The sequence below is a fragment of the Pseudomonas psychrophila HA-4 genome, assembly GCF_000282975.1.
GTDB lineage: Bacteria > Pseudomonadota > Gammaproteobacteria > Pseudomonadales > Pseudomonadaceae > Aquipseudomonas > Aquipseudomonas psychrophila_A.
In genome coordinates this window covers 133,335-145,711 of record NZ_ALJC01000087.1, presented here as the reverse complement: position 1 = coordinate 145,711, position 12,377 = coordinate 133,335, and the positions used below count along the sequence as shown (strand labels likewise).

Sequence of the window (12,377 nt, the reverse complement as noted above, 5' to 3'; positions counted from 1 at the left end):
CCGCGAATGTGCTTCGTGCGGCCCGAACAGATTTTGCTCGCCCCATTGGCGCAAAGCCACTACCAACGTAAACAGACGGGTTGTTTGCCTGCGCCAGCGGCTTGAGTGTGGCTAACGTTTACTACGCTCAACCCCTGCTGGATCAAGTAGCCGCTGACTTTGCCATCAGCCCCGCGGCTGTTGGCGGGGTGATGACGGCGACTCAGGTCGGCAGCATTCTGGCGTTGCTGCTTATTGTGCCGCTGGGTGACCAGATGGACCGGCGCTACTTGATGCTGATGCAGATCGTTGTATTGATCGGCGGGTTATTTTGCGTCGGCCTCACGCATTCCCCGACATTGATGCTGTTAAGCATGCTGGTCATTGGCCTTATGGGCACCGCCATGACCCAAGGCCTGATTGCCTATGCCGCGACCGCTTGCCTGACGCAAGAGCGCGGCCGCGTGGTGGGAACGGTTCAGGGCGGGGTGGTGATCGGTCTGTTGCTGTCCCGCGTGACCGCCGGACTTATCGCTGACGTTGCAGGGTGGCGCTGGGTGTATCTGGGCGCGTCGCTGGTGATGATGGCGTTGGCGCTTATTCTCTGCAAAACCCTAGTGCCGCAGCGTCCGGCAAGCGCGCCAATGGCGTACCCCAAGCTGCTTGCATCAATGTTTACGTTGCTCAAACACGACCGGATTCTGCAAGTCCGCGGCATGCTTGCGCTGTTTATTTTTGCGGTCCTGAGCATTTTCTGGAGCGCGCTGGTGTTTCTGCTGACCCACCCGCCCTACTCCTTTTCTCACACCACAATAGGAACGTTTGGGCTGGTAGGCGTAGTCGGTGCTTTGGCCGCCGCTCGCGCAGGCGTATTGGCCGACAGAGGCTTGGGACAATGGACAACCGGCGTGTCAGTGGTGCTGATGATGCTTGCCTGGCTGATGCTTTGGCTCACACCCTATTCAATCGCGTGGCTGGTGATCGGCGTGGTCATTCTGGATTTGGGCGCACAAGCGATTCATGTGACCAATCAGAGCATGATTTTCAGCGCGCGGCCCGGCTCACACAGTCGAGTGGTCGGCTGCTACATGCTTTTTTATGCCGTTGGCAGCGGGCTGGGCGCCCTCGCCTCGACCAGCCTTTACGCAATGTATGGCTGGACGGGCGTGTGCGTGCTGGGTGGAGGCGTCAGTCTGGCCGCGCTGTTTTTCTGGGGCTTGACGCTAAGGTGCATGCCCGCCGTTCATAAAAACAGCATTCAGTTGGCCGTGCGAGGCACTACTCGATAGCGACTCTGGACGAACCCGTTATCAGACACCGACGACTCGATATGACATAAAGACTGCTCATCACCCAACGGGCCAAACAAGGGGATGCCCTTGCCCAACAACACCGGAATGCGCGTGATGGTGATCTCGTTGACCAGCCCGGCGCCAAGAAATGCCTGAATGGTCTGCCCACCATCGATGTACAGATGCTTCATGCCACGGGCCGCCAATTGCTTAACGATAAAGGCCGGATCGCCCGCCAGCACATCGACCCTGCCGTGCAATCTTTTTTGGGCGCTGTTTAAAGCATGCAAATGCAGAGGTGGTGATGCCTTAAAGGTTTAGCGTTGATCGCTGCACGGCAATTTCCCAGGAGGCTTAATGCATCATGTTGTATAGTCTTTGGCCAAGCAGCTTCATGGCAATCGGTGATCCATGTCTTACCCCCTCGACGCTATCAATCACACCTATCTGGGTAGCAATGTTTACTCCCAATTGCGTAACGCGTTGATCACCGGCGGGCTTAAGCCGGACGACAAGCTGCGCATCCGGGAGCTTGCCAGTCAGTTGGGCACGAGCGTCACGCCAGTACGCGATGCCATTTTGCAACTGGCCAAAGAGAAAGCACTGGTACTCAAAACCCCTAAAGACATCAGGGTGCCCGTGCTCGACAGTGACGCCTACCTTGAAATCCGTACCTTGCGCCTGAATCTCGAAGGGCTGGGCGCCGAAACCGCTGCGCGGCTTGCTACCTCCAGCGATTTGGCGCGTATCGATGCCAACATCAAGAACAACCTTGAGGCCATCAACAACAACGACCTTCCCGAAGCTCTACGGCTCAATAGCGAGTTCCACTTTTTGATCGCAGACGCCGCGCGAATGCCTTTGCTGCGCAGTTATCTGGACAGTCTGTGGATGCGTGCAGGCCCGTTGATCGCTCAGGCATATGTCCATTTTTCCCTGACGATGGCCATCGAACACCATGTTGAAGTGCTCAATGCCCTGCGCAATAAAGACGCCGCAGCGGCCAAGCACGCGATCCAGACCGATATTCTGGACGGCAATCAGAAAATGCTGGAATTCATAGCCGCCTCACAAGAAACCACGTCCTAAGCCAGAACTCCCCCAGTAGGCCGCAATGCTGTTCACTTAAGCGATTTCTGCATCTGTAGGAGCGGGCTTGCTCGCTCTTACAGAGGCGGTGTGACGTTCTTATTTGTCGCCTAGAAGCAGCTTTCTCACGAACAGCTATTGACAGCAATCACGCCTTAAAAACATGATGCATCAAATATCAACAGATAGAGATGCGTCCATGAGCGAGAAAAAAAAGCTACTGCTGACCGGTGCCAGCCGCGGTATCGGCCATGCGACGGTCAAGCACTTCAATGCGGCGGGCTGGGAAGTGTTCACCGCTTCACGACAGAACTGGGTTGCCGAATGCCCATGGGCTGAAGGCCTGCTCAACCATATCCATTTGGATCTGGAGGACATCGACAGCGTCAGCGCGAGCTTGGCGATCATCAAAGAAAAACTGGGCGGGCGCCTGGATGCCTTGGTAGACAACGCCGGTATGTCGCCAAAAGGTCCGGAAGGCAGCCGGCTCGGCGTGCTTGAAACCGATTACGCCACCTGGCTGAAGGTGTTCAACGTCAACCTGTTCTCCACGGCACTGCTTGCCCGCGGTCTGTTCGATGAGCTGAAAGCCGCGCAGGGCAGCATCATCAATGTCACCTCCATCGCGGGTTCCAAGGTTCATCCTTTCGCCGGGGTCGCCTACGCCACCTCCAAGGCCGCACTCTCGGCGCTGACACGAGAAATGGCCTTTGATTTCGGCCCACACGGGGTGCGGGTCAATGCCATTGCCCCAGGCGAAATTGACACGTCCATCCTGTCTCCAGGCACCGCCGACATCGTAGAGCGACTGGTGCCGATGCACCGTCTGGGTAAACCAGAAGAAGTGGCCTCACTGATCTATTTTCTCTGCACCAGCGGCGCGTCCTATGTGAACGGCGCAGAAATTCACGTCAATGGTGGCCAGCATGTCTGAAGCGATCATGGATAAGGCATGTGGCGCCGATTTGATGACAACGCAAGCGCCAATCGTGCAGGCAAGCACAGCTCTGGAGATAGCCGAGCGGGTGTACGGCCTTAAGGGTTCGCTGAAGCGGCTGAATGGCGAACGCGACACCAACTTTCTCATCCAGTCCCAGCACGGGGCCTTCGTCCTCAAATTCATCAATCCGGCCGAAGATCCAAACGTCATCAGTTTTCAGACCCAAGCGTTGCTGCACATCGAACAGCACGGCGCGCACCTGCCCGTTCCCCGCGTTTTGGCCGCTCGCAATGGCGAAGCGGAACCGACCGTGCGGGTCAATGAGCAATTGCTGACCCTGCGCACCGTCAGTTACCTGGATGGCATCTCGCAAAATCTTGGCAAGCCCAGCGTCGCGCTGATGCACGAACTGGGCACCTCTCTTTCTGAGGTCAACCTGGCCCTCAAGGACTTCAAGCACCCGGCAGCCCACCGCGATTTGCTGTGGGATGTCGGCCACGCCGAACGCGTAAGGCCGTACCTGGATTACCTGGAAGCCGAGCAACTCCCGCTGGTTGCAGCGCTCATGGACAATCACGAAACCTCTGTAAAGCCACGTCTGGCCAAGCTCCGAGCGCAAGTGATCCACAACGACCTGAACCCTCATAACGTCATGCTCGACAGCGAAACCGGCAGCCGCGTCTGCGCCATCATTGACTTCGGTGACGCACTGCACGCGCCGCTGATCAACGAACTGGGTACAGCACTCTCTTATCAGTTCGACGCCGACGCAGCCGATCCGCTGTGGCAGATAAAAGCCTTTATCGCCGCCTACAACAGGCGGATTCCCTTGCAACATGAGGAGCTCGACGTCGTGGGGGAACTGATAGCCATGCGGATGGCCATGGCTATCACCATCGCCCAGTGGCGTGCCAGCCTGTATCCACAAAATCGCACCTATTTGCTGCGCAACCTGCGCTCCAGCTGGCGCAACCTGCAAGGTCTGACCGCGATGCGCGAAGGGCTGCTGACTCAAAGCCTGATCAATGCCTGCTCATCGGAGGTTCAATGAATTCGCCCGCCACGGCTCAATTACTTGCCCGCCGCGAACGCGCACTGGGCGCCAGCTATCGACTGTTTTACGAGGAACCTTTCGCACCCATTCGGGGTGAAGGGGTGTGGCTGTATGACAAAGACAACACGGCCTATCTAGATGCCTACAACAACGTGGCGTCCATCGGCCATTGCCACCCTGCCGTGGTTGCGGCCATTGCAGAACAAAGCGCCCAGCTCAATACCCACACGCGCTATCTGCACCCCTCGATCGTGGACTATGCCGAAGACCTACTGAGCGAATTTCCCGATCCACTCGATAACATGACCATGACGTGTACCGGCAGCGAGGCCAACGATCTGGCACTGCGCATTGCGCGCTGTCACAGCGGCGGAACCGGGATCATCGTCACCCGCTGGGCCTACCATGGCGTGACGAGCGCATTGGCCGAAATATCGCCTTCACTGGCCACCGGGCTGCCCACTGCCAGCCACGTGCGCCTAGTCGATGCCCCGGATTCCTACCGCAAAAAGGGCGATTTTGTCACCAGCGTGAAAGCCGCGTTACTGGATATGCAGGCCCAAGGCATCAAGCCCGCCGCGTTACTGCTAGATAGTATTTTTTCCAGCGACGGCGTATTTAGCCCAGCAAATGGTGAGTTGGCCGCCGCCGCGCAGTGCGTGCGCGACGCGGGCGGGTTGTACATTGCCGATGAAGTACAACCCGGCTTTGGCCGCACAGGCGGGCAACGCTGGGGGTTTGCCCGTGACAACGTGATCCCGGACCTGGTCACGCTGGGCAAACCCATGGGTAACGGCCACCCGGTGGCTGCCGTGGTCGGGCGCTCGGCGCTCTTCGATCAATTCGGTCGTCAGCAGCGTTACTTCAATACATACGGCGGTAATCCGGTGTCCTGTCGGGCGGCCCACGCCGTGCTGCGGGTACTGCGCGAAGAAGATCTGCAAACCAATGCCAGACGTGTCGGGGACTACCTCAAGCAAGGTCTGCAAACACTCGCAGAGCGCCATCAGCTCATCGGCGATATACGGGGCGAAGGCCTGTTCATCGGCGTCGAGCTGGTGACTGATCGATACACCCAAGCCCCGGCAACGGCGTGTGCGGCATCTGTCGTCAATGGTTTGCGTCGCCGTCAGGTATTGATCAGCGCCACGGGGCCTAAGGCCAATATCCTGAAAATCCGCCCGCCTCTGGTCTTTGCTAAAGAGCACGCCGACCTGTTGCTTGAACGCCTGGATCAAACCCTGAACGACCTAGGCTGAGCGCCACTGTTAGCCAAGGCAGGCTGGGTAGCGCCTGCTTTGACACGGGCCAAAAAAGTCCGATCCGGGGGCAAACGACTGCACATTCGGATACCCAGGCACCCGCATGGTGCAAGGTCCACAGGGCTTTCATCTAAATCCCCTTGAACCTAACAGTCATCACTCAATGGCACAGAATCTGCTTAATATAAAAACATGATGCATCATGTTTTGTTTTTAAACCGCAATGGGGGGGTTTGAGATGACAAGTAACAGTGCAAGCACTTTCGTCCGCTTCAAAGGGGTGGAGAAAAGTTACGACGGTCTGAAGACCGTGGTTAAGCGATTGGACTTGGATGTCTTTCGGGGTGAATTCCTGACCCTCCTCGGCCCTTCAGGTTCGGGCAAAACCACCAGCCTGATGATGCTGGCCGGTTTCGAAACGCCGACCCAAGGTCAAATATTTCTCGATGGTATTGCCATCGAAAACGTCCCAGCCCATCGCCGTGGCATCGGGATGGTGTTCCAGAACTACGCCCTGTTCCCGCATATGAACGTAACCGAAAACATGGCTTTCCCCCTGCAAGTGCGGGGCATGGGTCGCCATGAGATAGAAACACGCGTTAAGAAAGCCCTGGAAATGGTGCGTCTAGGCGACCTTGCAAAACGCTTCTCCGCACAACTCTCAGGCGGCCAACAGCAGAGGATTGCGCTGGCCCGTGCACTGATTTTCGAACCCAAGCTGGTGCTGATGGATGAGCCGTTGGGAGCGTTGGACAAGCAGCTGCGCGAACAGATGCAGCTGGAAATTCGGCGCTTACACCGCGACCTCGGCCTGACCGTTGTGTTCGTGACGCATGATCAAGCAGAAGCTTTGACTTTGTCGGACCGCATCGCGATTTTCAACGACGGCGTTATCCAGCAAATAGACACCCCGCAAGCACTCTACGAGCGCCCGGCCAATGCCTTTGTGGCCACTTTTATGGGCGACACCAACGTCCTGCCAGGTGTTTTGACCTCACTCAACACCCACCAATGCCAAGTACGGCTTGATCTGGGCGAACAGATGTTTGCCCGCACCACACCGGGCCTTACCAGCGGTAATCGCACCTCGCTGTCCATTCGTTCCGAACGGGTGATCCTCGATGGCGACGAGCGTTATGACAGCCGCCTGCCCGGTTCTATCGAGGAATGCATCTATCTGGGCGACCACGTACGCATACGCCTGAACGTTTCGGGCAGCAATGACTTCAACGTAAAAGTACCCATCGCCCAGATGCAACCTCACTGGCGAGAAGGCCACCGCCTTCCCGTCTGTTGGCACAGCGCAGACGCTTCGGCGCTCGATGCTATGCCTGCTTGAACCCTCCCCTTCCTTGTTGATGACATCAGGATATTTGCCATGCTCAAGCGTCTATCTGCACTGATTGTTCTGGCTGCCTTCGGTGGCCACGTAAATGCGCAACCGCTGACTGTTGTGTCGTTCGGCGGCCTGAACAAGGATGCCCAGGAGAAAGCGTTCTACAAACCCTTCACCGCAGCGGGCAACGGCCCGGTACAGGCCGGGGAATACAACGGGGAAATGGCCAAGATCCGCGCCATGGTTGAAACCGGAAACGTCAGTTGGGACGTGGTTGAAGTCGAAAGCCCTGACCTGATCCGAGGGTGCGCCGAAGGTATGTTCGAGCCTCTGGACTGGAGCAAGCTGGGCGACGCAGGCAAGTTCGTCAGCGGCGCGGTCAATGAATGTGGCGCGGGGATTTTCCTCTGGTCGACCAACCTTACGTACAACAATGCCAAGCTCAAGAGCGCGCCAAAAGGGTGGGAAGCTTTTTGGGACACCAAAACCTTCCCCGGCAAACGTGGCCTGCGCAAAAGTGCCAAGTTCACCCTGGAAATCGCCCTGCTGGCCGATGGGGTCAAACCTGCCGAGCTGTATCAGGTATTGGGAACACCAGAAGGTGTCGACCGCGCGTTCAAAAAACTCGACCAGATCAAACCCGATATTCAATGGTGGGAAGCTGGCGCTCAGCCCCTGCAATGGTTGGTTGCAGGCGATGTGGTCATGACATCCGCCTATAACGGCCGAGTATCGGCGGCACAGGCTGAAGGCCATGATTTCAAGATGGTGTGGAATCACAGCCTGTATGACATCGACAGTTGGGCCATCGTTAAAGGCTCACCCAACAAGGCCCTTGGCGAGAAGTTCATCGCCTTCGCCAACGAGCCGCAACACCAGAAAGTGTTCGCTGAGAACATTCCTTACGGCCCGACAAACAAAGATACCTTGGCGCTGATTGACGTTAAAACGCGCGAACAACTGCCGACCGCTCCAGCCAACCTGGAGAACGCCCTGCAGGTCAATACCAGTTTCTGGATCGACCACGGCGAAGAACTGGAACAACGCTTTAACGCGTGGGCCGCGCGCTGATCGATAGCCCCACAGACTCCCCGGACCGCGTCGGCACAAGCTGGCGACGTGTCCGGGCCCTGTAGACGAAAGGAGACCCCTCATGCCCGAAGCGCTAGCCTTCGAATCGGCGCCGTCAGTGGTTCAGACGCAACGATTACAGCAACGATTACACGCCAACAAACGTGCTTACACGCGACGCTCGCTGCTGCTCATCCTGCCCCTGCTGGTATTGCTGGTCGCAGGTTTCATGACGCCCATCGGCTCGCTGCTGACCAAGAGCGTAGAAAACCCGGAGGTGGCCAACGCCCTGCCAAACACCTTGAAATTACTGAACAGCTGGGACGGTACAACACTGCCTGCCGAATCTGTCTTCAACACGTTGGGCCAAGAGTTACGCACTGCCCGCGCCCAAGGTCAGCTGTTTGCACTCAATCGTCGGCTGGGCTACGAAAGTGCCAGCTTGCGTAGCCTACCAACCGCCATTTTGAGCCGGTTACCCGCCGATGGCAGCCCAGTGCGTGACACGTTGATAAACGACGTGCCAGCGCTGGGCGACATCAAGACTTGGGCAACCCTTAAGCAACTCGGCAAGCCCTATACCAGTCTGTATTGGCTGGCAGCATTCGACCTGAAGATGGACGCGGGTCAGGTCCGCGCCGTGGCGCCGGATAAAGCGCTGTATGTGGACGTACTCAAACGTTCACTGACCATCGCAGCCCTGGTAACCGTGCTCTGCGTGCTGCTGGGTTACCCACTGGCCTATTGGCTCTCGCGCCAACCCGCCCGCCGCGCCAATCTGTTGCTGATCTTGGTACTGCTGCCGTTCTGGACATCGCTGATCGTACGCACTGCTAGTTGGATCGTGCTCTTGCAATCGGGCGGCCTGATCAACAACTCGCTGATCGATCTGGGCATCCTCGACAAGCCCCTGCAACTGGTCTTCAACCGTGCCGGGGTACTGATTTCGATGACCCATATTTTGCTGCCCTTTCTCATCCTGCCACTGTATGCCGTGATGAAAGGAATCGACTCGCGCTACGAGCGCGCAGCGATTTCACTGGGCGCACATCCCTACACGGCGTTTCGACGGGTCTACTTGCCGCAAACGTATGCGGGTGTGACGGCTGGCGCGTTACTGGTTTTTATCATGGCGATTGGTTACTACATCACCCCTGCACTGCTGGGTGGGCCGGGCGACCAAATGCTTAGCTACTTCGTCGCGTATTACACCAACACCACCATCAACTGGGGCATGGCAACCGCACTGGGCGGCCAGCTTCTGATTATCGTGCTGTTGCTGTACTGGGTGTACGCGAGGATCTCGCGCCCTGCCAATCGCGCTGCCTGAGGAGACTGCAATGAAGCACGTCGAACCGCTGGAGATCCGTCTGCTGCGCCCGCTGTTAAGCGTCTACAGCTTGGCTTTGCTGATGTTCCTGATCATTCCCATCCTGGTCATTATCCCGCTGTCATTCAATGCGGGGTCTTTTCTGAGCTACCCGCTGAGCGGATTTTCGTTGCGTTGGTACCACGAGTTTTTCAATTCCAACGACTGGATGCCAGCCCTGCTGAACAGCTTGAAAATTGCCCCGGCCGCCACCCTGCTCGCCACGGTACTGGGCACCTTGGCGTCGGTAGGACTGTCTCGGGGAGAGTTTCGCGGCAAGGCGCTGATCATGGCGGTCATGATTTCACCGATGGTGGCGCCCGTCGTCATCGTGGCGGTGGGGATGTACTTCTTTTTTGCCAGTTGGGGGTTGCTTAACAGCTACCTGGGTCTGGTGATCGCCCACGCCGTGCTGGGCGTGCCTTTTGTGGTCATCACCGTCAACGCCACCCTGCAAGGCTACGACCGCAACTACACCCGTGCGGCTGCCAGCCTTGGTGCGACGCCTTGGTATGGTTTCAAACGCGTGACCCTGCCACTCATTGCCCCAGGGGTATTGAGCGGCGCGCTGTTCGCCTTCGCGACCTCGTTTGACGAAGTCGTTGTGACGTTGTTTCTGGCCAGTCCAACGCAACGCACCCTGCCGATGCAAATGTTTGCCGGTATCAAGGAAAACCTCAACCCGACCATCGCGGCCGCTGCAACCATGATGGTGCTCTGCGCATTGCTCTTACTGCTGGCCATGGAAGTGCTGCGACGCAGAACCGAGCGCCTTCGTGGCGCCAAGACTGAATAAAACACCCGCCCAATGTATGAGCGAGCTTGCTCGCGATCTTTTGATCTTAAAGATCGCAAGGCAAGCTCTTACAGGGGGTAGGCATACCCCCATACGCAACCATCCCCGCCAAGCCTAATAAACAAACGACACCGACCGCATAAGCAACCGTTCGCCAAGGCTGCCAACTCGCCAGATAAAAAACCGTATGCAGCACCCGGGCCACCGTGAATAGGCAAAACAACCCAACCGTAGGACCGCTCCACGTCGCCAACACACAGCACAATCCGCCTAGCACAAAGAACAAGGGGATGTTCTCCAGATCATTTGCCCAGGCTTTGGCAGCCCGACTGACCTGTGGCAACTCGTTGTGATTAACAGGGCGATTGAAGAAGCGCGCATCTTCAGGGTTGGTGAATGCAAGGGACCTGATGCGATAAAACCCCTGATAGCTCGAGACCGCCAACATCTTCACACACAGCACCACCACGCAGAGCGCATAGACGGAGAACGTGCTGTTCATGCTTCGCGCCTTGAGCCTGAGAACCCATTGACCACGATGTACAACAACGGGCCTATGCAGACGAAAACGGCCGTAAGCACCACGTAAGGCAGTACCGCTATGAACGTTTTCCCTTTGGAGCGCGCATCCTGGTACATCCAGATGCAGGCCAAGATCGCCATCAGATACAGGTCAATAACGACTTGAGCGGTGTCCGGGCTGGACATCAGCCCGAGGCCAAAATCAATAAGCGATTGGTCCGCCAGCAACATCGTATAACCCGTGTACACAGAGAAGCCCAGCAAGGCGGCGAGTGCTAAATAAGGTTTTGTCATGTCTTCATCCTAGAAAACTGAAGCGGGTGATCGGTGCGCCACGTTAGTGGTACTTTTGGCGCATCAGCAATGACCTCAGAGGTCATGGACTCAGCCCATTCGCACTGCCAGAGTTAACCCATGAGCACTCGCCCCTTCCCTCGTGTTACCTCCCCAACCAACGCTGGCCCGCTACTGCGACAGCTGCGCCGTCAGGCTAGCCTGAGCCAGTTGGACTTGGCCCTGATCACGGGAGTGTCCCAACGTCATTTGAGTTGTATCGAGACAGGGCGCGCCAAGCCAAGCCCCGGCACGCTGCATAACCTGCTGATGGCTCTGGAAGCCCCCCTTGAGCAATGCAATAGCGTGTTTCTGGCATCTGGGTATGCGCCACGCTACGAAACGACGCCACTCTCATCTCCCGCCATGGACGCCGTGCGTGACGCCATCACTCACGTGCTTCACGCCAACAATCCCGCTCCGGCCATTGTGTTGGGCAGCCATTGGGAAGTCCTGGCCGCTAATGCCAGCACTAAAGTACTGTTCGATCTGGTGGGGCTGCCCGAGAACTCGGCACATCAACTGAACTTGCTGGTCACGCTGTTACAGCCCGGCGGGCTGGGCGACCATTTGCTCAACGCAGAAGAAATCAGAAGCCTGGCGTGGCAAAGGGCGACACGAGAAGCCTTGGACAACCCGGCCTTGGCGAATCTGTTAGCCGGCCTCGACACCCCGGCCAGCCCCGCCGTGGTCGCTAACGCGTTGCCGCCGCTGGTGCTGACCCGCATCAAGTCCCCGCACGGCGACTTGAACTTTATGTCGACCTTCACCACGTTCGGTATGCCGCTCGACATTACCGTCACGTCTTTGCGCATCGAGCACTTGATCCCTGCCGATACGCACACCTGGCAGATCATGACCCAAGCGTACGAGCGATCACTGACAACGGATTAACCACTGCGGCTCTTTTCAAAACGAACGTCACCCTGCGCTAAGTGCTCCACCGGCTGCCAGCCGAGTTTTCGATAGAAGCCGCTTGCGCGGCTTTCTTCAGCGGTTTCCAGCCAAATTGTCTGATGGTGTTCAAACAGGTAGGCCTCCGCTTTCTCCATCAAACTGCGGCCTAAGCCGTGCCCCTCGAACTCAGGCAACACGAACGCGGCAAACACGCATGCGTCTTCTCGATCAGCCATGGAAAACCCTGTGACAACACCGTCGACCTCTGCGACCCAGATACAGGGCGCATCAGAAATAGCGTCGCGTATGGCATCTGGCGTCACACCTATTTGCACCAACTGATCGAGTGACAGGTGATTTTCACGAACGCTTGTGCGGATATTAAAAATACAATCGATATCGCCCTCGTGGGCTGTTCTTATCGTTCTTTCCATAAC

The 12,377-nt window shown here is 57.3% G+C and carries 14 protein-coding genes; 10 read left to right on the top strand and 4 right to left on the bottom strand.

Annotation, left to right across the window (positions count from 1 at the left end):
- The first annotated feature begins 80 nt into the window (after nt 1–80).
- A complete protein-coding gene (locus B347_RS0112800; RefSeq protein WP_019410098.1) occupies nt 81–1,268 on the top strand; it encodes an MFS transporter in 1,188 nt (395 codons plus the stop codon).
- Here B347_RS0112800 and B347_RS24975 read toward each other — a convergent pair.
- Nucleotides 1,238–1,561: a dihydrofolate reductase family protein gene (locus tag B347_RS24975; RefSeq protein ID WP_337459898.1), complete on the bottom strand. Its 324-nt coding sequence runs from the start codon at nt 1,559–1,561 to the stop codon at nt 1,238–1,240. The genes B347_RS0112800 and B347_RS24975 overlap by 31 nt on opposite strands.
- A gap of 121 nt (nt 1,562–1,682) precedes the next feature.
- Here B347_RS24975 and B347_RS0112790 point away from each other — a divergent pair, with 121 nt between their 5' ends.
- The 8 genes from B347_RS0112790 (at nt 1,683) to B347_RS0112755 (ending at nt 10,188) form a co-directional block, all read left to right on the top strand.
- Nucleotides 1,683–2,360: a GntR family transcriptional regulator gene (locus tag B347_RS0112790; RefSeq protein WP_019410096.1), complete on the top strand. Its 678-nt coding sequence runs from the start codon at nt 1,683–1,685 to the stop codon at nt 2,358–2,360.
- A gap of 199 nt (nt 2,361–2,559) precedes the next feature.
- Entirely contained in the window at nt 2,560–3,294 is a 735-nt protein-coding gene (locus B347_RS0112785) for an SDR family NAD(P)-dependent oxidoreductase (protein WP_019410095.1), read from the top strand.
- Nucleotides 3,287–4,351: a phosphotransferase gene (locus tag B347_RS0112780; protein WP_237719127.1), complete on the top strand. Its 1,065-nt coding sequence runs from the start codon at nt 3,287–3,289 to the stop codon at nt 4,349–4,351. The genes B347_RS0112785 and B347_RS0112780 overlap by 8 nt, the downstream gene beginning before the upstream one ends.
- Complete coding sequence (locus B347_RS0112775) at nt 4,348–5,613, top strand: aspartate aminotransferase family protein (RefSeq protein WP_019410093.1); 1,266 nt, start codon at nt 4,348–4,350, stop codon at nt 5,611–5,613. The genes B347_RS0112780 and B347_RS0112775 overlap by 4 nt, the downstream gene beginning before the upstream one ends.
- Nucleotides 5,614–5,839: 226 nt before the next feature.
- A complete protein-coding gene (locus B347_RS0112770) occupies nt 5,840–6,955 on the top strand; it encodes an ABC transporter ATP-binding protein (RefSeq protein WP_423812780.1) in 1,116 nt (371 codons plus the stop codon).
- A gap of 39 nt (nt 6,956–6,994) precedes the next feature.
- A complete protein-coding gene (locus B347_RS0112765) occupies nt 6,995–8,023 on the top strand; it encodes an ABC transporter substrate-binding protein (protein WP_019410091.1) in 1,029 nt (342 codons plus the stop codon).
- Nucleotides 8,024–8,105: 82 nt separating this feature from the next.
- Nucleotides 8,106–9,353 (top strand): ABC transporter permease, encoded by a 1,248-nt coding sequence (locus tag B347_RS0112760; RefSeq protein WP_019410090.1) that lies wholly within the window; start codon nt 8,106–8,108, stop codon nt 9,351–9,353.
- Nucleotides 9,354–9,363: 10 nt separating this feature from the next.
- On the top strand, nt 9,364–10,188 hold the full coding sequence (locus tag B347_RS0112755; protein WP_019410089.1) for an ABC transporter permease subunit: 825 nt from the start codon (nt 9,364–9,366) through the stop codon (nt 10,186–10,188).
- 46 nt (nt 10,189–10,234) lie between these two features.
- Here the strand turns inward: B347_RS0112755 and B347_RS0112750 are convergent, their stop codons facing one another.
- Nucleotides 10,235–10,690 carry an MAPEG family protein gene (locus B347_RS0112750; protein WP_019410088.1) on the bottom strand — a complete coding sequence of 152 codons (456 nt, stop codon included), beginning with the start codon at nt 10,688–10,690 and terminating at the stop codon, nt 10,235–10,237.
- Nucleotides 10,687–11,004, bottom strand: coding sequence for a hypothetical protein (locus B347_RS0112745; RefSeq protein ID WP_019410087.1), 318 nt, complete (start codon nt 11,002–11,004; stop codon nt 10,687–10,689). Before B347_RS0112745 ends, B347_RS0112750 begins: the two co-directional genes overlap by 4 nt.
- 120 nt (nt 11,005–11,124) lie before the next feature.
- Between B347_RS0112745 and B347_RS0112740 the strand changes: the two genes are divergently transcribed.
- On the top strand, nt 11,125–11,937 hold the full coding sequence (locus B347_RS0112740; RefSeq protein WP_019410086.1) for a helix-turn-helix domain-containing protein: 813 nt from the start codon (nt 11,125–11,127) through the stop codon (nt 11,935–11,937).
- Here the strand turns inward: B347_RS0112740 and B347_RS0112735 are convergent.
- Nucleotides 11,934–12,374 (bottom strand): GNAT family N-acetyltransferase, encoded by a 441-nt coding sequence (locus B347_RS0112735; RefSeq protein WP_019410085.1) that lies wholly within the window; start codon nt 12,372–12,374, stop codon nt 11,934–11,936. The two genes, B347_RS0112740 and B347_RS0112735, sit on opposite strands and share 4 nt — an antisense overlap.
- Nucleotides 12,375–12,377 lie beyond the last annotated feature (3 nt).